This window comes from uncultured Dokdonia sp., assembly GCF_947492535.1.
In the GTDB taxonomy this organism is placed as follows: Bacteria; Bacteroidota; Bacteroidia; order Flavobacteriales; family Flavobacteriaceae; genus Dokdonia.
Genome location: NZ_CANLNH010000005.1, coordinates 1 through 23,180, shown reverse-complemented (window position 1 = coordinate 23,180; position 23,180 = coordinate 1). Strand labels below are relative to the sequence as shown.

Annotated in this window: 19 protein-coding genes; 13 read left to right on the top strand and 6 right to left on the bottom strand. The window is 34.8% G+C overall.

Translation table 11 applies throughout. The features are described 5' to 3' along the window. The first annotated feature begins 72 nt into the window (after positions 1 to 72). Together Q1A60_RS08000 and Q1A60_RS07995 are read left to right on the top strand one after the other, a co-directional pair. Entirely contained in the window at positions 73 to 4,059 is a 3,987-nt protein-coding gene (locus Q1A60_RS08000; protein WP_299768131.1) for a T9SS type A sorting domain-containing protein, read from the top strand. Positions 4,060 to 4,356: 297 nt separating this feature from the next. Further along, positions 4,357 to 6,903 carry a TonB-dependent receptor gene (locus Q1A60_RS07995; RefSeq protein WP_299768134.1) on the top strand — a complete coding sequence of 849 codons (2,547 nt, stop codon included), beginning with the start codon at positions 4,357 to 4,359 and terminating at the stop codon, positions 6,901 to 6,903. 292 nt (positions 6,904 to 7,195) lie between these two features. Here the strand turns inward: Q1A60_RS07995 and Q1A60_RS07990 are convergent, their stop codons facing one another. From Q1A60_RS07990 to Q1A60_RS21615, 3 genes are all read right to left on the bottom strand, one after another. Next, positions 7,196 to 7,666 carry a hypothetical protein gene (locus tag Q1A60_RS07990; RefSeq protein ID WP_299768137.1) on the bottom strand — a complete coding sequence of 157 codons (471 nt, stop codon included), beginning with the start codon at positions 7,664 to 7,666 and terminating at the stop codon, positions 7,196 to 7,198. A 227-nt stretch (positions 7,667 to 7,893) separates the two neighbouring features. After that, positions 7,894 to 8,376: a hypothetical protein gene (locus Q1A60_RS07985; RefSeq protein WP_299768140.1), complete on the bottom strand. Its 483-nt coding sequence runs from the start codon at positions 8,374 to 8,376 to the stop codon at positions 7,894 to 7,896. A 339-nt stretch (positions 8,377 to 8,715) separates the two neighbouring features. Then, positions 8,716 to 8,859 (bottom strand): hypothetical protein, encoded by a 144-nt coding sequence (locus Q1A60_RS21615; protein ID WP_363322578.1) that lies wholly within the window; start codon positions 8,857 to 8,859, stop codon positions 8,716 to 8,718. 17 nt (positions 8,860 to 8,876) lie between these two features. Between Q1A60_RS21615 and Q1A60_RS21610 the strand changes: the two genes are divergently transcribed. Beyond that, entirely contained in the window at positions 8,877 to 9,047 is a 171-nt protein-coding gene (locus Q1A60_RS21610) for a T9SS type A sorting domain-containing protein (RefSeq protein ID WP_363322577.1), read from the top strand. 1 nt (position 9,048) lies between these two features. On the opposite strand, the gene Q1A60_RS07975 is transcribed toward Q1A60_RS21610, so the two are convergent. Continuing rightward, positions 9,049 to 9,453, bottom strand: coding sequence for a TerB family tellurite resistance protein (locus Q1A60_RS07975; protein WP_363322581.1), 405 nt, complete (start codon positions 9,451 to 9,453; stop codon positions 9,049 to 9,051). A gap of 224 nt (positions 9,454 to 9,677) precedes the next feature. Between Q1A60_RS07975 and Q1A60_RS07970 the strand changes: the two genes are divergently transcribed. Together Q1A60_RS07970 and Q1A60_RS07965 are read left to right on the top strand one after the other, a co-directional pair. Further along, the gene (locus tag Q1A60_RS07970; protein WP_299768146.1) at positions 9,678 to 11,834 is read left to right on the top strand and encodes an SIR2 family protein; all 2,157 of its coding nucleotides are present in this window, start codon (positions 9,678 to 9,680) and stop codon (positions 11,832 to 11,834) included. 86 nt (positions 11,835 to 11,920) lie between these two features. Further along, positions 11,921 to 12,493 (top strand): sulfotransferase family 2 domain-containing protein, encoded by a 573-nt coding sequence (locus Q1A60_RS07965; protein WP_299768149.1) that lies wholly within the window; start codon positions 11,921 to 11,923, stop codon positions 12,491 to 12,493. Positions 12,494 to 12,916: 423 nt separating this feature from the next. On the opposite strand, the gene Q1A60_RS07960 is transcribed toward Q1A60_RS07965, so the two are convergent. Beyond that, positions 12,917 to 14,149 carry an FtsX-like permease family protein gene (locus tag Q1A60_RS07960; protein WP_299768188.1) on the bottom strand — a complete coding sequence of 411 codons (1,233 nt, stop codon included), beginning with the start codon at positions 14,147 to 14,149 and terminating at the stop codon, positions 12,917 to 12,919. A 46-nt stretch (positions 14,150 to 14,195) separates the two neighbouring features. Between Q1A60_RS07960 and Q1A60_RS07955 the strand changes: the two genes are divergently transcribed. The 8 genes from Q1A60_RS07955 to Q1A60_RS07920 all read left to right on the top strand — a co-directional run bounded on the left by Q1A60_RS07955 (position 14,196) and on the right by Q1A60_RS07920 (position 22,718). Then, a complete protein-coding gene (locus Q1A60_RS07955) occupies positions 14,196 to 15,491 on the top strand; it encodes a DUF1343 domain-containing protein (protein ID WP_299768152.1) in 1,296 nt (431 codons plus the stop codon). Positions 15,492 to 15,545: 54 nt separating this feature from the next. Then, on the top strand, positions 15,546 to 15,932 hold the full coding sequence (locus tag Q1A60_RS07950) for a hypothetical protein (protein WP_299768155.1): 387 nt from the start codon (positions 15,546 to 15,548) through the stop codon (positions 15,930 to 15,932). Beyond that, complete coding sequence (locus Q1A60_RS07945; protein WP_299768159.1) at positions 15,898 to 16,689, top strand: hypothetical protein; 792 nt, start codon at positions 15,898 to 15,900, stop codon at positions 16,687 to 16,689. The genes Q1A60_RS07950 and Q1A60_RS07945 overlap by 35 nt, the downstream gene beginning before the upstream one ends. Before the next feature lie 64 nt (positions 16,690 to 16,753). Further along, on the top strand, positions 16,754 to 18,169 hold the full coding sequence (locus Q1A60_RS07940) for a S41 family peptidase (protein WP_299768162.1): 1,416 nt from the start codon (positions 16,754 to 16,756) through the stop codon (positions 18,167 to 18,169). 150 nt (positions 18,170 to 18,319) lie between these two features. Next, entirely contained in the window at positions 18,320 to 19,510 is a 1,191-nt protein-coding gene (locus Q1A60_RS07935; protein ID WP_299768166.1) for an ABC transporter substrate-binding protein, read from the top strand. Beyond that, positions 19,500 to 20,528, top strand: coding sequence for an iron ABC transporter permease (locus tag Q1A60_RS07930; RefSeq protein WP_299768169.1), 1,029 nt, complete (start codon positions 19,500 to 19,502; stop codon positions 20,526 to 20,528). The genes Q1A60_RS07935 and Q1A60_RS07930 overlap by 11 nt, the downstream gene beginning before the upstream one ends. Continuing rightward, positions 20,528 to 21,319 (top strand): ABC transporter ATP-binding protein, encoded by a 792-nt coding sequence (locus tag Q1A60_RS07925; RefSeq protein ID WP_299768172.1) that lies wholly within the window; start codon positions 20,528 to 20,530, stop codon positions 21,317 to 21,319. Before Q1A60_RS07930 ends, Q1A60_RS07925 begins: the two co-directional genes overlap by 1 nt. A gap of 535 nt (positions 21,320 to 21,854) precedes the next feature. Beyond that, entirely contained in the window at positions 21,855 to 22,718 is an 864-nt protein-coding gene (locus Q1A60_RS07920; protein ID WP_299768175.1) for a hypothetical protein, read from the top strand. A gap of 84 nt (positions 22,719 to 22,802) precedes the next feature. Here Q1A60_RS07920 and Q1A60_RS07915 read toward each other — a convergent pair. Next, a partial coding sequence (locus Q1A60_RS07915) for a transposase (protein WP_299768178.1) occupies positions 22,803 to 23,180 on the bottom strand: 378 nt, incomplete at its 5' end.

The following is a 23,180-nucleotide window of genomic DNA, read 5'->3' as shown; positions in this document are numbered from 1 at the left end:
TATTGCAGTGTTATAATCTACTCCCCTTACAACCATTAAACTAACAAAACCAATTCGACAAATTATAACATTATGAAACAAACAATACTCTTTTTAACATTGATTTTATGGGGATTTACAATCAATGCACAAGCACCTAATGATGAGTGTATAGATAGAGAAACCATCACAGTAACCACCAGCGATTTTTCAGAATACACGATAGATACCTCAACAGCTACTGAAAGTATCGACACTTCATGTGAATTTGTAGGTACAGACAATCTAGATGTGTGGTATGAATTTACCATGCCAGTAAATGGAAATGTACGTGTCACTAATATTCCAAGTACAGTAAGTATTACACTCTTTGACACCTGTGGAGGAAATGAACTCGGCTGTTTTTTTAATGATGGATTTATATATGATTTAAATGCAACAACCACATATGTATTAAGAGTCAGTGAAGTTGGCACTTCTGCGGGTACTGTTAATTTCAGAATACAAGCCTTTGAAAGAGCAACAAATGATGCATGTTCAAGTAGAGAAACAATCACCGTAAATACAACAGAAGCATTAGAATATACAACCAATACAGCTACTGCAACAGAAAGCATCGATGCCTCTTGCGAATTTGCTACTACAGATAATCTAGATGTCTGGTATGAATTTACCATGCCTGTAAACGGAAATGTGCGTGTCACCAATATTCCATCATCAGTGGGTATGAGTATTTTTGATACGTGTGGAGGGAATGAGTTAGGATGTTTCTTTAATGATGGATTCTTTTATGATTTAAATGAGATGACAACCTACGTTCTTAGACTAAGTGAAGGTGCTTTTTCTTCTGGAGATGTGAGTTTTAACATACAAGCCTTTGAAAGAGCAACAAATGATGCATGCTCAAGCAGAGAAACAATCACCGTAACTACAACAGAAGCATTAGAATATACAACCAACACAGCTGCTGCAACAGAAAGCATCAATGCCTCTTGCGAATTTGCTACTACTGATAACTTAGATGTCTGGTATGAATTTACCATGCCTGTAAACGGAAATGTGCGTGTCACCAATATTCCATCATCAGTGGGTATGAGTATTTTTGATACGTGTGGAGGTAATGAGTTAGGATGTTTCTTTAACGATGGATTCTTTTATGACTTAAATGAGATGACAACCTACGTTCTTAGACTAAGTGAAGGTGCCTTCTCTTCTGGAGATGTGAGTTTCAATATACAAGCCTTTGAAAGAGCAACAAACGATGCATGCTCAAGCAGAGAAACCATCACCGTAACTACAACAGAAGCATTAGAATATACAACCAATACAGCTACTGCAACAGAAAGTCTTAATGCATCCTGTGAATTTGCTACTACTGATAATTTAGATGTTTGGTATGAATTTACCATGCCTGTAAACGGAAATGTGCGTGTCACCAATATTCCATCATCAGTGGGTATGAGTATTTTTGATATGTGTGGAGGGAATGAGTTAGGATGTTTCTTTAATGATGGATTCTTTTATGATTTAAATGAGATGACAACCTACGTTCTTAGACTAAGTGAAGGTGCCTTCTCTTCTGGAGATGTGAGTTTCAATATACAAGCCTTTGAAAGAGCAACAAATGATGCATGTTCAAGCAGAGAAACAATCACCGTAAATACAACAGAAGCATTGGAATATACAACCAATACGGCTGCTGCAACAGAGAGTATGAATGCTTCCTGTGAATTTACCACTACTGATAATCTAGATGTCTGGTATGAATTTACCATGCCTGTAAATGGGAATGTACGGGTCACTAATATTGCATCAACTGTAGGGGTGAGTATTTTTGATGCGTGTGGAGGAACAGAATTGGGTTGTTTTTTCAATGACGGGTATTTTTATAGCTTAAGCGAAATGACCACCTACATTTTAAGAGTAAGCGAAGGAGCTTTCTCCTCTGGAGATGTTAGTTTTACTATCCAAGCGTTTGAAGCCGCTACAAATGATGCATGTGACGCGCCTCAACCCATAGAAGTGCTCCAAGAAACTACTACTGTTATTCCAGTAGATAACCGCGGTGCCACTGAAAGTATAGATGCATCTTGCGACACTGCAAGTGTAGATAATTTAGATTTATGGTATAGCTTCACTATGCCTGTAAATGGAACTGTTGAAATTTCTGCTGTAGCAAATTCTGAAGGGTTTACATTATATGAAGAATGTTCTGGAGAAGAAATAGATTGCTTTTATAACGACGGAAGCTTCTTTGAACTCATTAATGGTAATTCCTATCTCTTACGAGTAAATAAGAGCTCTTTTAATTCTAATGCCTTTGACTTTACCATACAAGCTGTAGAGACAGACCCACAACCTTGTTCTGACAGCACCATATGGGATGGAAATAGTTGGTCTAACGGTGTTCCAGACAATACAAAATCGGCATTATTTAATGGGAATTACAACACCATTTTTGAACCTGAAAGTATCAATGCTTGTAGTTGTACCATAGCCTCTGGACGAACGGTCGCAATAAGTGATGGTTTTTATTTACGATCGGTCTTTGATATTACTGTAGAAGGTACGCTGAATGTTGCTAATGAAGGAAGTATTGTACAAGTAGCAGAAGATGCGGTTACTATTAATAACGGATCTATAAACGTCACAAAAACAACACCCTCTATTCAAGCGCGTAATTTCATTGCATTGAGTAGTCCTATGAATGGTGAAAGCAGAGACCAAGTATACGGAAGTTCGCGTGCTGTTTTTGGAATCATCCCTAGCAATTTTGTTCCCTTCGTTATTGATTTTGTGGAGTTCCCAGAATTTGAGTTTGCCGAAAACTTCCTAGACGATAACCTTGATTATTTAGATGAATATACAGGAACTAGAGATGTACCAGAGGCAGGTATTGGATTATTAGTATTCCCATCTGCCGAAATTGATTCTCCTGAAGCTACATATGATTTAACCTATAATGAAGGTACACTTCACTCGGGAACGATCACAGTACCTATCAATTATAATGGTCCAGAAACAACCAATAATTATAACCTACTGGGAAATCCATACGCCTCTGCCATTGATGTGAATGCGTTTATTACAACAAATGATGCTGTAAATGAAGTATTTTATTGGGAGCATATCACAAATCCATCAGAAGATTTACCTGGGTTTGGATCTAGCAACTTCTCTATGAATGATATTTCTGTACGTAATGCATTGGTAGGGATTTCGGCAGTCAATGGAGGAACAGCACCAGGACAATTTATGTCTTCAGGGCAAGGATTTGCCATTAAAGCAGATCAATCGCAAGCGATGAGCAATACACCCGTAACATTTACAAATGGTATTCGCGTCATTGGAAACAATGATAATTTACGCACATCAGAAAATACCAGTACAGACTTACTGTGGTTAAACCTAACAACTACGGCGTATGAAGATGCTACATCACAAACTGCCGTTGGTTTTACCCCACAAGCAACACCTGACTTTGATCCTGGATATGACACCATTCGTTTAGGAACGTTTATTTCTCTATTTACCACCTTAGAGACAGGAGAACAGCTTGCTATACAAGGAAGAGAGTCTTTTGATACGGCAATAGAACTTACCTTAGGATTTGCTACTTCGGTAGAAACAGAAGAAACCTACACCATTAGTATTGATCATTTTGAAGGCGTTACTATTACAAACACTCCTGTATTTCTGATTGATCAGGTGGAAAATGAAATCATCAATTTAAAAGAAAATGACTATCACTTCACAACGCAAAGAGGGATCCAGCCAGAACGATTCCTAGTTGTATTCCAAGAACGTGATGTATTGGATATAGAAGATATACGCTTTCGCGAAAGCGTACACCTCTACCCTAACCCTGCAACAAATCAGGTAACACTTACTTATGCAGGTCAGGCATCATTACAAGAACTAACGATCGTAGATATGAATGGAAAAATACTACGAACTATATCATTAGAGAATTTCCAAAATTCACAATCAATCGATACGAGCACTTTAGCGAAAGGCATGTATTTCTTACGCATTCAATCTACAGAAAATATGAGTACACAAAAACTGATCATTAAGTAAATCTTCGGGGGGAAGATTGGAGATCATGATCAAGGGAGGCTTAACGGTCTCCCTTTTTCTATATATAACTACATAACAAATAGTTACTACACAGACATTAACTCCAACTGTAAATTCCTTGAACACCTTAACTCTTAAAAAAAATAAAATTAAATGTTAAAGTCAAAATTCTTCGTAACATTTAGGACACACTAGACGTCTTGTTATCATAATTGCGACGTTGTGTGCAATTATAGTATGTTATACAAGGTAATATGTGTAACATACAACATTCATCAATCAAAACTCAATCAGAAAATGAAACAACTCTTTTTAGCACTTGTGCTATTATTGGGTAGTATAAGCTACGCCAATCCAACCCATCCAGTAGATAAAATAGGAACCGTAAAAGGGAAAGTACTGGACAAGCAATTACAAGAACCACTTCCTTTTGTTACTGTATCGATACTGAACGCAACTGGCGAAATCATAACAGGAGGAATTACAGACGATAATGGTCTGTTTGAAATTAAAGGAATTCCAGAAGGAGAAAACACAGTAAATATTCAGTTTATAGGATATAAATTATATAGTGCGCCCATCAGTGTTAGTCGTAAAAACAGAGATATAGATTTAGGAACTATCTCTCTTGAAGAAGAAGCGACAGGGTTAGATGAAGTAACGGTTGTCGCAGAACGTACCACGATTCAACAAAAGATAGATCGTAAGGTAATTACCGTAGGTAAAGATTTAACAACCTCAGGTCCTACTGCGGGAGATATTATGAATAATCTTCCTTCTGTAACTGTAGATCAACAATCTGGTAATTTATCATTACGAGGCAATCAGAATGTACAGGTAATGATCGATGGGAAGTTATCTAATGTGCCTGTGGCACAGTTATTACGACAAATCCCTTCTACGTCAATCAAACAAATAGAATTAATTACAAATCCTTCGGCAAAGTATAATCCTGAAGGAATGAGCGGATTGATTAATATCATTCTTCACAAGAATGCTAATCTAGGAACCAACGTCAATATCAATACAGGATTTACCTACCAAGACAATCCTAAATGGAATACGGGTATAGATGTGAACTACAGAAATGGGAAATTCAATGTATTTGGAAGCTGGGGAGGTAACTACAATAAAAACGCCAACTTTGGTTTTGTAGATCGCGAGCAAGAGCAAATCTTTCAAGATTTTGACTTCTTTGATGATAGTAACTCCAATCTATTTAAAGTAGGATTGGATTATTATATCAATGATAAAAACACTCTATCTGTTTTTACCAATCAGAATTTATTTAATGGATTTGTCACTGGAACAACTATCGTAGATTTTCCTACAGATGCCAATGATGTAAGTCAGCTATTTGATAACCGAAATGACAATACATCACAACAATATAATATTGATTATAAACTAGAACTTGCCAAAGAAGGGAGCTCTATAGAATTAGAAGTAGATCACAATATCTTTGATGCCGATGAAAACGGACTCTTTCTTTTTGATGGTCAAAATGTAGCACAAGATTTTGTAGACTTTATAGACACAGAACGTAATAGAACAACGATCAATTTAGATTATGTAAATCCTATTTCGGAAACATTAAAATTAGAAGCTGGTGCACAGGCTCGTTTATTTGATTCTGAAATAGGTCGATCTACAGATCAGTTTGTGATCAATCCATTTAACTTATCGACAGATCCTACTACATTTATCAATGCACCTACGACCAATTTTGAGTATTCAAGAGATATTTACTCACTATATACCTCTGTAAATAAGAAGTGGGAAAAATGGTCTGCACAGTTTGGGCTTCGTTTTGAATCTGTAGACGTAACTGCAGATACACGAGAAACCTTTCAGGAGGGTGTCGTTACGGATGATTTATCAAACTTTGACACAGATCCTTCTGTAAATGTATTTCGTGATGGAAACAGTGTATTACGTAACTTCGGAAATGACTATACGCAGTTATACCCATCGGCATTTATTACCTATAATCCATCTGAAAAGAACCAATATCAGTTTAGTTATAGTCGTCGTGTAGATCGTCCAGGTATTGGGCAAGTGAACCCAATTAGAGAGTTTAGCACACCGCTTATTTCGGCATTTGGAAATCCGTCATTAATTCCACAGTTTACAAATTCACTAGAGGTAAACTATACACGTAATCTTGAGAAAGGATCTATTACCACAGGTGTATTTTACCGATCGGTATCTGATTTAATCAACCAAGCATTATTATACAATCGTACAGATCCGAATTTAAATAGTTTGATTTTTACCAATGACAACTTTGATGACACCTCATCATACGGTTTGGAGATCTCAGCGAATTATAAACCATTAAGTTGGTGGAGTTTTAATGCAAGTTTTGATGTGTTTTCTCAAACACAACAGTCTTTTGCAGAAACAGTAGATCCTACTATAGAAAACCCAACAGTAACTGATATTGTAAGCAATAACTTTGAAATAGACAATGTGGTTTGGAACTTTAGAGTATTCAACAACTTTAAGGCTACAAAAAAACTGACCTTCTCTGCTTTCATTTTATACAGAGGTGCTAACGAAAACATCCAATTTGAAGTAGACCCGATGTTTATGACCAATATTGGAGCGCGTTATAATTTCTGGAAAGGAAAAGCAACGGCAAGTTTGAATTATAATGACATCTTTAATACCATGAAGTTTCAAGGTACAGGAACGCGTCCATTTAATCAGAACATACAATTTAACTGGGAGAGTAATACGATTAATGCAGCCTTATCACTTCGTTTAGGAAGTAATAAATACCGTGCTAAATCTAGAAAGCGTCGTGATAATGACGAGAAAGAAGGCGGTGGGATATTCTAGACCATTTTAATCAACAAGAAGGTACTGTAGAAACAGGTCCCGCCATTGGGCGGGATCAATTCAACATATCGTATTGAGTGCGTCTTACAGAGTTCTCAGTACTTAATTTCATTAGGTAATGCGACGACCTAACTTCCAATGATTCCCTCGCATTATCGACTGCTTGAAAACCGGAGTTTGATCACTTCGGTTTTCTTGTTTTTTATGCTTTCGCGAAAGCGTATACAGTAACAATATCATTATACAGGAAAAGCTCACTTATGCAAAGTGAGCTTTTAAATTATGAATCCTACTACCAAAGCTTTCCCATTTTCTTAGCTTTATTTTCTCTTATAAAGAAAAAAGTACCTGAAATTATTGCAAAAATTGGAATATGGAAATACCATTTAGAAACTTTTGTAGCTATTAAAATAGCATCTATTATAAAAAAAACGAGAAAGACAAGAATCCAACTATTCTTAATGGTATACCCATAACCATCTCTATCTAACTTACTAAGTATCGGATGAATATATTTTTTTTCTAATGTATAAATATCCTTCATTGTTACATCATCATAATTAGCATGTACTAATACATGTAAATAATCAATAATTAACTTTTTTTCCTTTTTGATTTTACTCTGAGGTGTATACCCTTTTAAGTCATCAATTAAAATTAATAGTTGATTAAATCGTATTTTAGATAATGTTTCTTTTGGTAGTTGATCTTGTACCATTTGCATTTTACTTTCAACTTCTCTAATAAACATTTCTTTTTCCATTAGAATATAAACTTTTGTATCGTTTCTTATTGAAAGGCAAATAACTATATCAGAAAAAACGGTTCCTGTAAGTAAAATTAAGTGTTTTGATTTTTAAACTGATTTTCTAAAAATACAAAAGCCATACGTATATCACGTATGGCTTTTGTTCTGAATTGTATCATCTATTACTCTTGACGGCACCCGTCACAGACGAGCGCTAGCGGGGGAGAGTTCTAGTGGAAATGTCACTCATTATATAGAATTCTATTTAGTTTCGGCACTTCTATATTCATACTATCCAATGTTTTTACTAATCTGTCATTAAAATGTATATGAAATTGAGTGTCTAATATATCACCAGTAATTTTATCAAAAGTAAAATCAGATTCATGCCGTTTGATTAAAAAAATAGTATCTCTAGTAGATTCAAGTTGATAAGTGTAATCATTAATTTTATTTATTAAGTACTTGTATTTATAGATTTTGTCATTTTTTATATTTAGAAAGAAAGTATCATCTTTAATTTTATAATTATTCTGAATATATGAAAAATCAAAGGTGTATTTAAATATTCTAATAGTAGAATCTTTTATTTTAATTTCATGATACTTATCAGACTCTATCATACTCCAGTTTCCTTGTAAGTTATAATATATTGATTTTTTGCATCCAAAAACGCATATAATAATAATTAAGAGATAGATTAATTTAATTCCTTGATTTCTCATAATCTTGTATTCTTTGTTTAGTTGTTTCTTTAATATATTTAAAAACAGAATCAAAGTGCTCCTCTGCTGGCGCTCGTTTATAACGAGTGACCACTACCATTTTTCAAATTCTATTCCTATCTCATCATAAATATACCTTTTCAAAACTATATATTTTTATGCCTCCGCTGGCCCTCGTTTGCAACGAGTGCCTAAATCATTATATTATTCTAAAAATCCTATAGCATCAATTTCAAGTGCTACATCAGGATCACCTGCTATATTTCTAGCGCTTGAGTATTTCCAATCCACAGGATTAATGACAAAACCAGAAGCCACAGGATTGTTATGTATATAATCTCATTTTTGTTTAATTACTTTTGGACTCCATAATTCAATAGGTTTATTATGATGTTGCCAAAATTGATATTTAGCAATATTTCCTTTTTTCTTAGCAGCTTGTTCTTTTTCCAAATCCTGCAAAAGACCAAGTGCAAGTAACATATCATGGAAAAGAACCAATGATATCACTATCAATTATAGACATACAAGGGAAAAAACTTCAGGATCAACAGCTTGATACATCAAAAAATATACATACAGTATACATTGACACATTACCTAAAGGCATGTATTTTATACGTGTTACTAGTACAAAGGACGTGATCGTAAAAAAGTTATTGATTAACTAATCTAATTATAAAAGCGCTTAAAAATTTGCACCAAACGATCAGATGGAATCATATTGTTTTCATGATCTTCCATTTCGTTTAAAATTTGCTCAATCGCTTCTGGACGAATCCCAAGTTTTAATCCATAATTACGTAAAGCATCCATTTCTGCAAAATGGGTTTCTTGATCTACATTCATTAATAAAAGAAGTCTATGAAACTGTGTAATACGTTGTATCTCGGTCGTAAGTACGTTTATTTTTAAAGGATTGGCATGTATTTCATCTACATCAGTTTTAGAAAGTCCTAAACGTTCTGCCACTGCAAGGATAAAATCGTATTCACGCTCATGCAAAACATTATCTGCTTTTGCCAATGCAATCATATCGGAAATGATCTGTTTTTTTTCTGTACTCAAAGCTCTTATTTTTTGCGATACAATATAGGGGTTATTCTGTTTTTATGAAAGTGGGATTTTTACGGGTTTCCGTATACTATATTATTGATAGAGAACTACATTAAAAAAGGATGAACGATTTGTGTTTATGATCGAGATAATGATTGCTTTTATCTAAAAGCAACTCATATACAGTCATTTAAATAAAAAATCCATTATTTTAGGAATAGCTACTCTTTAAAAGTTGTATTAGAATGAGCAAAACAAAAATACCTGTAGAGTTAAGACAAGCCATTGCTGAAAATAAATTGATCATTTTTGTAGGCGCAGGTCTTTCCTATAATCTAGTAAATACTAACGGACAACCACTAAAAGGTTGGGGGAATTTGGTAAGAGAGATTATCATTCAATTACAAGACAAAGGACACGATATAAAATCTCTTTTATCATTACTTGATATGTATGAACCTATAGAGGTTTTACACCTTATTGAAAAGCATCCTGATTTCTCTAGAGAAGCTATTTATGATATTACAGCAGATTTTTTAGAACTAGATGATTCGAAAAATGACTATTCATTACATCAAAAGTTAAATACACTTTCTAAAAAGATTATTACAACTAACTATGATATTGCTTTTGAGAAAGCAGTACCCACTTTGCGAAGAAATAAAGCTTATAAAGGAAGAAATTATAAACTGAATAAACATAGAAACTCAGATGCTGAATTGCTTTTTAAACTTCATGGATGTTTGGATCATTTAGATAATATGATTTTGTTTCCTACCGATTACAAAAGATTTTACCATCCCTCAAAAAAAGCTAAAAATGAAAAATATGCTTTGGATGTTTTTAAAAATATCATCAACAACAACTCCGTACTTTTCATTGGAACAGGAATGGGTGATTTTCAAATCAACAACATTTTCAAAAAGATTAAACGAATCCAAAAAGACTATGGCAAAAAACATTTTATTATTACCAATAAGTCACTAGATAGTTCCTTAGATTTTTTAACTCCCATCGAAAAAAAGCATACCGAAATAGTTGATTTTATTGATGAATTGCTAACTATAAAGAAACACTATAATTCTCAAGAACCTGAAGAAGTTTCAAAGCTCAAAGAGCAGATTAAAGAATATGAAAATAGATTAAAAGAATTAGAATCAAAAACATCTGATGCTACAGCAAAAGAGCTCTTAGAAGAAGAAGCCCTTAAATATTTTACTAAAGGATTAAAATATCAACTTGCAGGTAAATTTAAAAAAGCAGTTAAACAGTATAAGAATGGTTTACGATTAAACTCAAAAGAATATACAGCATATACAAATTGGGGGAATATTTTATCAAGTTTTGCATCAGAAAAGCAAGGAGAAGAAGCAGAAAGACTATTTAATAAAGCTATTGAAAAATTCCAACAAGCTATTAAAATAGAACCAAATGATAATGTAACTCATAATAGTTGGGGTGTTACATTAGGTGATTTTGCTAAAACAAAAAAAGAAAATGAAGCAGAAAAATTATATTTAAAAGCTTTTGAACATTTTGAAAAAGCAATAATTATTGATAATGAAGATTATTTATCGTATGCCAATTGGGGTATATATTTAAGAAACTTAGCAGATAAAAAACAAGACAAAGACAGAGTTCCTTTATTAGAATTAGCAATTAAAAAGTTTGAAAAGGCTATACTAATAAACCCTAATGAGCATAAAATTTTTCTCAGTTTAGGCACAAATATTTCAAAACTTGCAATCATAAAAGAGAGCAAAGAAAAAGACAGTTTATTTGAACAAGCCTTTGAAAAATATAAAAAAGCTGCTGAGATATCACCTAACGATCACGAAATTTATAGTGATTGGGGAAATTCATTAGGTAATTTTGCTAATTCAAAAGAAAAGTCTGAAGCTGAGATATTATACAATCAAGCTTTTGAAAAATTCAAAAAATCGATCTCCCTTAATTCCAATTACTATTTTCCATTTGTTAACTGGGGAGTTCATCTAATGAATTTAGCAGATATAAAGCAAGAGAAAGAAAAAACTCCATTGATTAAATTAGCCATTGAAAAATATCAAAAAGCAATTAAAATAAGTCCCAACAGTTTTGAAATATATAACAGTTTAGGTTTCGCATTAACATATTTAGCTAAAATGAAAAAAGGCAAAGAGTATGAAAAATTATATTCACAAGCTCTTCAAAAACTTAAAAAAGGAATTGAACTTGGCGGAAACCCTTACAATCTTGCCTGTTTATATGCCTTACAAAACAAAAAAGAAGAAGCTATATTATATCTAAATCAAAGTTTACAAAATAATGATATTACTATAGACTTTACTCTTGAAGATGCAGACTGGAAAAACTATTTAGAAGATCCCGATTTCTTAGCGGTTATAGAGAAATATAAATAAGCAAAAACCTCTCATTACTGAAACAAGTTCAGCACAGGCTCTAGACTTCTCCCTAAAAAAAAAATGACTACCCACATTTCCATAACATGATTCTTATAAAAAAGAAAAAAACCATCTTTATCCATATTCATAGAACAGGAGGTTCTAGTATGATTTCTCTTTTAAAACAAGCATTACCCAACCAAGTAGACATTATCGCTCAACACGGTAATCCATCTACCATGGAAGGCAAATTACTTAAGCAGTATCCAGACTATTTTATATTCGGCATGGTACGTAATCCATGGGATCGATTACTTTCTTGGTATGCATTAATTCATAAATCTGATCCGCTAGATATAGAGGCAGAACGTATACGATTTGAACAGTATTTGATGAATAATGCACAAAATGACGGAAGTGACTCTTTCCTCTTTAATCAATTAGATTATTTCGAAACGACAACACATACCATAGATGATATTACCATCTACAGATATGAACAGTATACAGAAGAAGTTCAAAAAATAGCAGATAGACTTGGCATTATTATAAAAGAAATTCCTAGAGTAAACGATACAAAAACAAAAAAGTATCGTGATTATTATACGGAACAAAGTAAGGCGCTTGTCGCTGAAAAATGCGATCGAGATATTGATTACTTTGGGTATTCGTTTTAAGCATTCTCTCTAGTTTTCCCCATTACTGAATTGAGTTCAACTCAGATTCTATCCTTTGCTCAAAATAGAGTACTACTCTAAAATAGAGTGTTACTCTATTTCACACCTCTCTACCCCCTTACTTCGACAGGCTCAGCAAAGCGCCTTTCTAGGAGGGAATTCTCATACGCAAAGCAAAAAAACACCATAACAGTTTCCCCTCTAGAAAGAGGGGAGTAAGGGGTGTGTTTATAATACGTTAGAATATATGTTTTCAAACTTAAACACCTACCCCCTCTTACTTCAGCAAGTATTACATTAAGCTTGTTGAAGTTTTACACCTCCCTACCCCTCCTTTCTAGGAGGGAATACTCAGATACAAACAATAACGAATAACCCATTAACAAATAGCAGGAAACAAATGACTATTAACAGATAATAAATTTACTCAAATCGAATAGACTTCGAAGGACTGATTTTGGTGATGATATACGAAGGGACTAAAAGCATGAGAAGACATAAAACAAACACTCCAATATTCAATAAAAGAATATGTCCAAAATTAATATATACAGGCGCGACACGCACATAATATGTCTCTGGATTTAACTCAATAATTCCAAAATACTTTTGTGCATAAATCAATGCCAGGCCTATGAGATTCCCCCAAAACAAGCCCATCCCGATTAAGTACATCGCATTATAGATAAATACTTTTCGCACGCTAAAATCAGAGCTTCCTAACGCTTTTAAAATACCAATCATGCGCGTTCGCTCTAAAATGAGCACCAGCAAAGCAACAATCATATTAATACCCGCCACAATAATCATGATAGCAATGATAAGTGCGATGTTAAAATCAAATAATTTAACCCATTCAAAGATATTTCGGTTACGCTCTATAACTGTGATAGAACGTAAAAAAGAACCTGTATTATTATAGACTTCATTATTGATTTCTTGTACTTTATCAAAATCGTCTACAAAAACTTCAAAGGCTCCTACCTCATCTTTTTTCCATTTATTAATACGCTGTATATGGCGTATATCTGCCATGAGATATACCTTATCAAACTCTTGATACGCACTTTCATAAATCCCTACAATATCCAGTCGTAATGGTCTTGGGATATCAGACTTATTATCTATAAAATAGACAATGACTTTATCACCCAATGTAAAACCAAGTCTATTAGCAAGGTATCGGCTTATAAGCATTTCGGTATTGAGACCTTCTGTAAATACAGGAAAGCGCCCTTCTACCAAATAATCATCAATACGATCCCAATCATAATCGCCGCCAAGACCTTTTACAAGCACGCCTTCAAAATCGGTTGCGGTGCGGATAATACCTGCACGAGTGGCTACCGCTTGTACATGAGTTACTTCGGGCACTGCATCAAAATCAGGATAAAAATCTTGTTGTAAAGGAACAGGATTTACAGTTTCTTGGCTATTATTCCCATCAAAATTTGATACCAATATATCGCCATTAAACGCAGAAACTTTATCTCGAATCTTCTTTTGCAATCCTAATCCTGTAGCAATGGCGATAAGCATCGTGATCATTCCAATCACAATCGCAATGATGGCAATTTTTATAATCGTAGTAGAAGCACTACTTTTATACGATGTTGCCTTATTTAATCGTTTTGCTATAAAATACTCCAGATTCAAAATGCAGATTCTTTTGCTCAAAAATACCTTTTTTTTAACGCTCTTTATGTTATTTTCTTGTGGAAATACACAAAGTACGAAGTCAGATGTACAAAATACGAATGACAATGACGCTTCTTCCATTTCTAATGATGCTAATTACGCTTTCGCGAAAGCGGACTCAACCGCAATAAATACGAAAAACGAAAAGCAAAAAACGAACGGAATACGTTCTCAAGAAGAACCTATTATCGTTGGTGCCAATCGAACAACCGAATATCTCCCATTACTACAAAATAAAAAGGTCGGCGTAGTGACCAATCAAAGTGGTCTCATTTTTAAAACCTCTAATCATAGTAAAGAGCAAAGTACCCATATAGTAGATTCCTTACTACAGCTTGGTGTAAACATTAAGCGCGTCTATTCTCCAGAACATGGATTTAGAGGCACTGCAGATGCAGGCGAAAATGTAAAAGATGGAAAAGATGCTACCACAGGATTAGCTATCATTTCGTTACACGGAAAAAACAAAAAACCCACACAGGAACAGCTTGAAGATATTGATGTATTATTGTTTGACATTCAAGATGTAGGCGTTCGGTTTTACACCTATATTTCGACACTTACCTACGTGATGGAAGCCGCCGCCGAAAAGGGAATTCCTGTCATTGTCTTAGACAGACCGAATCCTAATGCGCACTATATAGACGGTCCAACGCTAGAACCTGAACACAGTAGTTTTTTAGGAATGCATCCTATTCCGTTGGTGTATGGAATGACGATTGGCGAATATGCGCATATGGTAAATGGCGAGCAATGGCTTACAAATGGCATTCAATGTGAGATTACGGTTATCTCGTTACAAAATTGGGATTATGAGACGCGATACTCGTTACCAACCCGGCCATCGCCTAATTTACCTAATGATCAAAGTATTAACCTCTATCCTAGCCTTGGGTTTTTTGAAGGAACGACCATCAATGCAGGACGTGGTACAGAAATGCAATTTCAGATATTTGGTTCGCCAAAATTTCCTGCTGAATACTTCCCATTTGCCTATACACCACAACCTAATTTTGGTGCTAAAAGTCCTAAAGAGAAAGGAAATCTATGTAATGGAATGGATTTACGGGAGCAAGACTATCTCGCACGTGTGAATTTAGAATGGCTCGTAGAAGCCTACACAGCACATACTGACAAAGAAAATTTCTTTAAAACACAAAGTTTCACATTGCATGCAGGTAGTAAAAAATTGCAAGAACAAATCATGCAGGGCTATACTTTTAAAGAAATTAAAAAAGGATGGTATGCCGATCTAGATCGTTTTAAAGAAACACGAAAAAAATACCTCATCTATCAATAACAATAATTACTAAAGAAATTCATGACAAGATATATACGTAACCCGTTGTGCATTTTGACAACACAACTGTCATATTATCCTATCAATCTTCATTATTTTCCTCAAATCCTAAAGGAAGTACTAAAGATTTCTTCGATTCACCCTTCAGGGAGGGGAAAAAATCAAGAAATCTATTCAAAATGCACAACATATATACGTATTGCTTTCATTCTCTTTTTTTCTATTTCGAGTGTTGCCCAAGAGTCAGATATCCCTATAGAAGCTATCATTGCGCAAGGATATGAATCGTATCTGGAAGAAGATTATGAAACGGCTATAGACGTATTTAAAAAAGCACTTGACATGGATGCTTCTTCTTCACTTGCCAATAATCAAATTGCATTAAGCTATTTTAAACTAGGAGATTATGACAATGCTATTTTATATAGTGATACAGGATAATAATGATCCAAAATATGTACTTTCTTCCTATGTAACCAAAGGATCTTGTTTAGATAGTATTGGAGAAACAGAAGCTTCTATAGATTTGTTTAGAGAAGGCATCGAAAAATTCCCTAAAGACAATTACTTACATTACAATCTTGCGATTAATTACTTTAAAATGAATGACCCTTCTCATGCAGAACATCATGCTATTCAAAGTGCATTATTAGATTCAGGACATCATACGTCACATTTGTTATTAGCGCATATCAATAACCAACAAGCAGAAAAAGTACCTACGCTTCTAGCCTCTTATTATTTTTTATTAGCAGAACCACATACAAAAAAGTCGGTTGAGGCGTTAGATATGGTATATAGTAATTTTAGTAAGGGTGTGACTGAAGAGGCTACTAAAGAAGGAACTCCTAAGAATATCAATATTACATTGAATCCTTCTACTGAGTTTGGATCTGCCGAGTTAATGCTTTCTTTATTGGAAGCTTCTAAAAGTTTAGAAGAAAACAAAGACAAGTCTGATGATGAATTATTTACAGAAAATACCACGTCTTTCTTTACGATTCTAGGAGAAACAACAAAAGAAAAAGAAGGCTTATGGAAAGGGTTTTATATTCCGTTCTTTTATAAATTAGCACAAAGTGAGCATATGGAAACGTTTTGCCATTATATTCAACAGAGTAAAAATGAAAATTCTATTGCTTGGCTTAAAGAAAATGAACAAAAAATAAATGCTATGTTTACATGGCTTAATAGTTGATACAAAAAACGAGAGATTGCTGCTATGAAAATCTCTACACACATTAAAAACTACGCATATGAAAATGAAAAAGATTAAATTTTTACTACTAGGTCTTCTTGTATCCTTATCTATGGTAAATTGTTCTGATGATCTAGATGATGTTATCAGACCTGCGAGTAACCTAGAAATTTCAGAATTTATTTATAGAGGTCTTAATTTCTGGTCCTTGTATAAAGCAGATGTACCTGACTTGGCAAATGATCGTTTTGAAAGTGATGCAGAACGTGCTGCTTTTTTAGAACAGTTTGAATCACCAGAAGCTACTTTTGATGGACTTCTCTCTCCAAATGATCGTTTTAGTATTATTAGAGATGATTTTATCGAATTAGAAAATGCCCTTAGCGGGATACGTCGTTCTACAGGAATGCGTTTCGCTTTATTTAATGATCCATCTGGAAACGGAAATGTATTTGGTCTTGTACGCTTTGTGATTAATAATAGTCCTGCTCAAGATGCGGGAGTGCAACGCGGAATGATTTTTACAGGTATAGACGGTGCACAGCTTACGAGTAATTCTGACTTAGGAGCTATTTTTGCACAAGATGCATTTACCATTAACCTCGCCGATTATGATCCAGATACAGAAATCTTTACGCTTAATGGTACCGATATTACACTAAATCAAGTAGAACTTACCATTAATCCTGTACATACAGCTAGAACATTGTCTATTGAAGGTGAGCAAATAGGGTATTTACATTATACAGGGTTTACCAATGAATTTGATGACCAATTGAATAATGCATTTGCACAATTTCAAGCAGACGGAGTTACAGATTTAATCTTAGACTTACGTTATAATGGAGGCGGATCTATAGAAACCGCAAATGATTTAAGCACGATGATTACAGGTCAGTTTAATGGAGAGCTCTTTATTAGACAAACCTATAATGAAGATCGTAATCCTGATAATCAGTTTGATCGTTTATTCAATTCTAATATCGGTAATGGAAATAATGGCGCTACTATTAACAGCCTTAATTTAACGAGAGTGTATGTGATTACCACAGGAAATACAGCGTCTGCAAGTGAGCTGATCTTAAGTGGTCTTGATCCATATATAGACGTGATTCAAGTAGGAACGACAACTTCAGGAAAATTTGAAGGCTCTTTCCTTCTCTATGATTCACCTAATTTTAGACGAACAGATGACATCAATCCAAATCACCGATATGTGATGCTACCTTTGGTGTTACGATCTGTAAATGCAAATGGCTTGACCGATTATTTCGATGGATTTACACCCGATATTCTAATTGCAGAAGACTTCGCTAATTTAGGACAATTAGGAGTTCAAGGAGAACCCCTTTTAGATGCTGTTATTAATGAGATTCTATTAGGAAGAAGAGCGCTACCAACGTATAACACACATGAATTACCTGCTGTATTTAACAGTGATCAAAATGATATCTTATACCAGCGTATGATTAATGAATAATTTTTCTAGTACGCTCCTGCCTGCCGGCATGCAGGTTCGCGAAAGCGTATAAAACACAAAATATAAAAGCGAGTACTTCTAAAAAGAAGTACTCGCTTTTTTTAATGATACGCTCTTACGTTATCATTTTTAAAATAGTACTTTTGAAATATGAAAAAACACCATCTATCTTTTTTTCTAATTGTACTCTTAGGCCTTTGTGTTATTTCTTGTAAAGAAGAAACCAAAGAGACAGAAGAGATACATACTAAAGTTGCTACTGAACAACCTTTTACGGTAGATTATGCTACGGGATTTACACTTACTGAATTTCCTGATTATACGCTATTAGAAGTTTCTGGTGCATTTCCAGAAAGCAAAGACACCTATAAATATGCACTTGTAAAGGCAACTCAAAACATCACAAAAAGCGAAGGTTCGCTTACACAAGCCTTAGAAAACAATACCATAAACGCTATCATTAAAGTACCACTAGCATCGGTTGTGGTCACCTCTACGACACATATTCCTTCCTTAGAAATGCTAGGAGTAGATCATACATTAACTGGGTTTCCAAATCTAGATTATATCTCAAGCGAGCAAACCCGTACACGTATTGAGGCAGGAGACATTAAAGAATTAGGTCAAAATGAATCCTTAAATACCGAAGTGGCCATCGATCTAAATCCAGATGCTGTGATTGGATTTGGTGTAGATGGACAAAACAAATCTTTAAATTCTTTAGAAAGAGCTGGCATTCCTGTATTATACAATGGAGATTGGGTGGAGAAAAGTCCGCTGGGAAAAGCTGAATGGGTAAAGTTTTTTGGAGCCCTTTATGGAAAATCGAAAGAAGCTGATAGCATTTTCACTGCTATAGAAACTGCCTATTTAGACACAAAAAAACTAGCACAAAATGTTACGAATCGTCCTACAGTATTAAGTGGTGCGATGTATAAAGATATTTGGTACTTACCACATGGCGAAAGTTGGCCGGCGCAACTTATTGAAGATGCTGGAGGCGATTATCTCTGGAAGGATACAAAAGGAACGGGTAGTATTGCTTTAAATATAGAATCTGTACTTGAGAAAGGACAGGACGCCCAACTTTGGATCGCTCCTGGACAGTTTGGTAGTTATAGCAAACTCGCCGAAGCCAATAAAGTGTACACCCAATTTGAAGCCTTTCAACATAAAAAGACCTATACTTTTACCTCCAAAAAAGGAGCCACTGGCGGATTATTATATTATGAGCTTGCGCCTAACCGACCGGATATTGTTTTAAAAGATTTGGTCTATTACCTACATCCTGAATTGATTCCAGACTATCAACCCTATTTCTATACACCTTTTGAAGACTAATCAATCGTATACCATTCCGCTGATCGTATTAGCTATAGGACTTGTTTGCTGCTTTTTTGCAAACATAAGTCTAGGATCTGTTGCGATTCCTTTTTCGGATGTATTTTCAAGTTTAGTAGGCGGCGAAGTCACAAAGCCATCTTGGGAGTTCATTATTCAAGAATACCGACTCCCCAAAGCCTTAATGGCAATGATTACAGGAAGTGGTTTAGCCATTGCAGGTCTTTTAATGCAAACATTATTTCGCAATCCGTTGGCGGGACCGTTTGTATTGGGAATTAGTAGTGGAGCGAGTCTAGGCGTTGCTTTATTTATTTTAGGTGGTACGGCATTAGGAATTTCTAGCACCTTAAGTTTTGGGAAATGGGGACTTATTTTAGCTGCGGCTACCGGAAGTTTCTTGGTATTTCTGATGGTATTAGGGGTTGCCTCTAGGGTACGCGATACGATGGCATTACTCATCATCGGACTCATGGTAGGAAGTCTTACATCTGCTGTGGTAAGTGTGCTTTCTTATTTTAGTAAAGCCGAAGAATTACAACAATATATCTTTTGGTCATTTGGGAGTTTAGGGGATGTTTCTTGGCAAAGTATTCAAATCCTTTTATACTGTTTTATGGCAGGTCTTATCTTGACCGTTGCAAGTATCAAACCGTTAAATGCCTTATTATTAGGAGACACCTACGCAAAGACCTTAGGGGTAAAACATACAAAAAGCAGAATCATTATTATCATTGCGACGAGCATTTTGGCGGGAAGTATCACCGCTTTTGCAGGACCTATTGCGTTTATTGGGCTTGCGGTGCCACACTTAATACGACAAGTGATTTCGACATCCAATCATCGTATTTTGATTCCTGCGGTGCTATTAGGGGGTGCCATACTCATGCTCATTTGTGATACGATTGCACAAGTGCCGCTCAGCGAGTATACACTTCCCATTAATGCAGTCACTGCCTTGGTGGGAGCTCCTGTGGTGATTTGGTTGTTAGTTCGTAAAAAGAAATTACTGTTTTAATGGATCATCAAACGACACATACCATTCTAACATTAGAAAACCTCAGCATTGGCTATACCTCCAAAAAAGGGAATGCAGTCATAGCCTCCGATATTGATATCGAATTATCGAAAGGTCAATTGGTGGGCCTCATCGGAATTAATGGTGCGGGAAAATCAACATTATTACGTACGCTTTCTGGATTACAAAATCCCCTTTCGGGAAATTGTATACTGGACCAATCCCCTATTCATACGATGGCTCCAGAATTGGTATCTCGAAAACTAAGCGTTGTCCTTACGGGACAAGCGATTTCTAAAAATTTAAGCGTTTTGGAATTGGTGAGTTTAGGCAGACAACCCTATACCAATTGGTTAGGAACACTCACCGAAACAGATATACAAACCATCACCGATGTATTAACAGCCACAGACACGAGCCATTTAAAAGAAAAAAAGTGTTATGAACTAAGCGATGGCCAATTACAACGTGTGCTTATTGCACGGGCGATGGCACAAGACACCGCTAGTATGATTTTAGATGAACCCATGACCCATCTAGATTTACATCATAAAGCGTCTATTTTAAAACTATTGACAAAGATTGCTCACGAGCAACAAAAACTCGTCCTCTTCTCTACCCATGATATTGAGCTTGCCATTGCACATTGTGATCAACTTATCGTATTACAAAATGGAAAAGCAACCATAAACACCCCAAAACAATTGATTCAAGACGGTGTATTTGATACTTTATTCCCTTCAGATAATGTAACGTTTGATAGTAAGTCTGGAAGGTTCTTGATTTCGTGATTTTCCTTTTTGGGTTTGAAGTTTCAGATTTCAAGTTTCAGGTTTCAGATTGAAAAACGAATACAGTCATCTCGACGGCAGGAGAGATCGCACAAGCAAGCATTTTCGACTTCAATTTCGACTTCAATTTCGACTTCGATTTCGATTTCGATTTCAAAATATGAGATGTAGACGGAGGGGTGTGACACATTCTACCACAATTGAATTCACACAAGCAAGCGCAAACATTTTCAATTTCAGCTTCGATTTCGATTTTAAAAATAGATTTCTCATTATGGAAAACCGTAACGAAGTATAATAGAAGTTATGTAGTTTAGAAATGGCGTAACCGTTTGTAACGGTTATAAACGTTTAAAAACAACGAACTCAAAAACAAGCAAACTACCAGAATATCTATAAACACATGATTTACAGCAATCTTGTTTCAAAAAAACAGTAGATTTGTGAGTAGGCACACATAAAAGATATATCGTGAATGTGTGATATAAAGTAGTTGTGCTTAATTAACCAGAACCGACAGAAAACATAGAAATAGATGATAGAATTAATTCAACAAAATAAATTTCAAGAACTTAAAGAAAAAATTGAAACTGCTGAAAATTCATTTCAAATTCATAAATTTCTTGGAGATGTTCTGAATCAAACTAAAGTTGAAATTGATGGAGAAAGTTTTAATGCTCAAAAATTTCAAGAAGAGTTTTTTGAGGGTTTGGAAATTTTTAAAGCTCTCAATATGTCCAATATTCCCAAAAATGATTTTAAAGAATATTCAAATATTTTAGTCCAATTAGCTTTTAAAACTGGTGGATTTACCAAACTAATGGCTAATACAGCTATGAAAAATGGAGTTTTTTTATCAGATATTAGCGATACTTATAAAGTGCATCCCGAATTGAGAGAACGTTTTCAAGAATTTATTAATTTATTGAAAGAAAAAAATGATGTTAAATCATTAGCTAATGTAGCTGCTGCAAAAGCACAAATTACTACCTCAATCGGTAATTTATTAGAAAAAAAAGATATTGGAATAGATATGCTTCAATTTGCTGACTCTTATGCGAATGTTGGACAATCTGAACAAGCCATTCAGATATACAAAGGTATTCTTAATGACTTTGAATCTGAATCAGTTAAAAACTCAAGTGGACTTTTCCCTGAAATAAGCCAAGTTGATACACGACCAGAAGCCGAAATAGAAATCTTTGAGAAAGCAAAAACTCAATACGAGAAATTATCAGGAGAAAAATTACCTGAAGTGAAAAGAGTGCACGTAAACAAAAATGAACAAGCTAAAAAACTTATGCAAGAAGTTCACAAAAAAGAACAGGAAATAAGAAACGAACAAGTAAATAAGAAAGCAGGTTTCTTTGACAAGTTAAAGAACATATTTAAAAAATAACTAAGCACAACACCGGTAACCGTTGCACAAGTCCGTAATTTTAGTAAAAACGACTGATTCTAAGCCTCTCTATGGAAACTTATTTTATACAATCTCATATGAAGGTCTTATTTTAAAGTCCTTTATATCAAAGAAAAATCGCTTATCACAAGTGATTTTATAAAATCCAGATGAAAGTTCCTTCCCCACTCCACTTTTCACCTTTTTATGTGTGAATTTCAGGTACTTCTTCAGATTATAAGCCATCGCACTCAGATGCATCACCTTATTAGCCTGTTCAATACCTATCGTATTGATCTTTCTGAGTCCCATAAACTGGGTTAATGTTCCAAAAACAGGTTCTACCGTACTTTGCCGTTTGGCTTTCATATAGCGTCCTTGTGGGCTGTTGACTCTGGCGATGTTGCGTTCATACTCCCATCGGTAATACGTAACCGTAAATTTCTTCTCCTGAGCGCTCTT

What these genes read in the sequence shown, in the direction of transcription:
- Q1A60_RS07965 (WP_299768149.1), top strand. Translation starts at nt 11,921, where the DNA reads ATGATTCTTATAAAAAAGAAAAAAACCATCTTTATCCATATTCATAGA.
- Q1A60_RS07935 (WP_299768166.1), top strand. Translation starts at nt 18,320, where the DNA reads ATGAAAAAACACCATCTATCTTTTTTTCTAATTGTACTCTTAGGCCTT.
- Q1A60_RS21615 (WP_363322578.1), bottom strand. Translation starts at nt 8,859, where the DNA reads ATGTTACTTGCACTTGGTCTTTTGCAGGATTTGGAAAAAGAACAAGCT.
- Q1A60_RS07970 (WP_299768146.1), top strand. Translation starts at nt 9,678, where the DNA reads ATGAGCAAAACAAAAATACCTGTAGAGTTAAGACAAGCCATTGCTGAA.
- Q1A60_RS07985 (WP_299768140.1), bottom strand. Translation starts at nt 8,376, where the DNA reads ATGAGAAATCAAGGAATTAAATTAATCTATCTCTTAATTATTATTATA.
- Q1A60_RS07920 (WP_299768175.1), top strand. Translation starts at nt 21,855, where the DNA reads ATGATAGAATTAATTCAACAAAATAAATTTCAAGAACTTAAAGAAAAA.
- Q1A60_RS07940 (WP_299768162.1), top strand. Translation starts at nt 16,754, where the DNA reads ATGAAAAAGATTAAATTTTTACTACTAGGTCTTCTTGTATCCTTATCT.
- Q1A60_RS21610 (WP_363322577.1), top strand. Translation starts at nt 8,877, where the DNA reads ATGATATCACTATCAATTATAGACATACAAGGGAAAAAACTTCAGGAT.
- Q1A60_RS07995 (WP_299768134.1), top strand. Translation starts at nt 4,357, where the DNA reads ATGAAACAACTCTTTTTAGCACTTGTGCTATTATTGGGTAGTATAAGC.
- Q1A60_RS07990 (WP_299768137.1), bottom strand. Translation starts at nt 7,666, where the DNA reads ATGGAAAAAGAAATGTTTATTAGAGAAGTTGAAAGTAAAATGCAAATG.
- Q1A60_RS07955 (WP_299768152.1), top strand. Translation starts at nt 14,196, where the DNA reads ATGTTATTTTCTTGTGGAAATACACAAAGTACGAAGTCAGATGTACAA.
- Q1A60_RS07925 (WP_299768172.1), top strand. Translation starts at nt 20,528, where the DNA reads ATGGATCATCAAACGACACATACCATTCTAACATTAGAAAACCTCAGC.
- Q1A60_RS08000 (WP_299768131.1), top strand. Translation starts at nt 73, where the DNA reads ATGAAACAAACAATACTCTTTTTAACATTGATTTTATGGGGATTTACA.
- Q1A60_RS07945 (WP_299768159.1), top strand. Translation starts at nt 15,898, where the DNA reads ATGACAATGCTATTTTATATAGTGATACAGGATAATAATGATCCAAAA.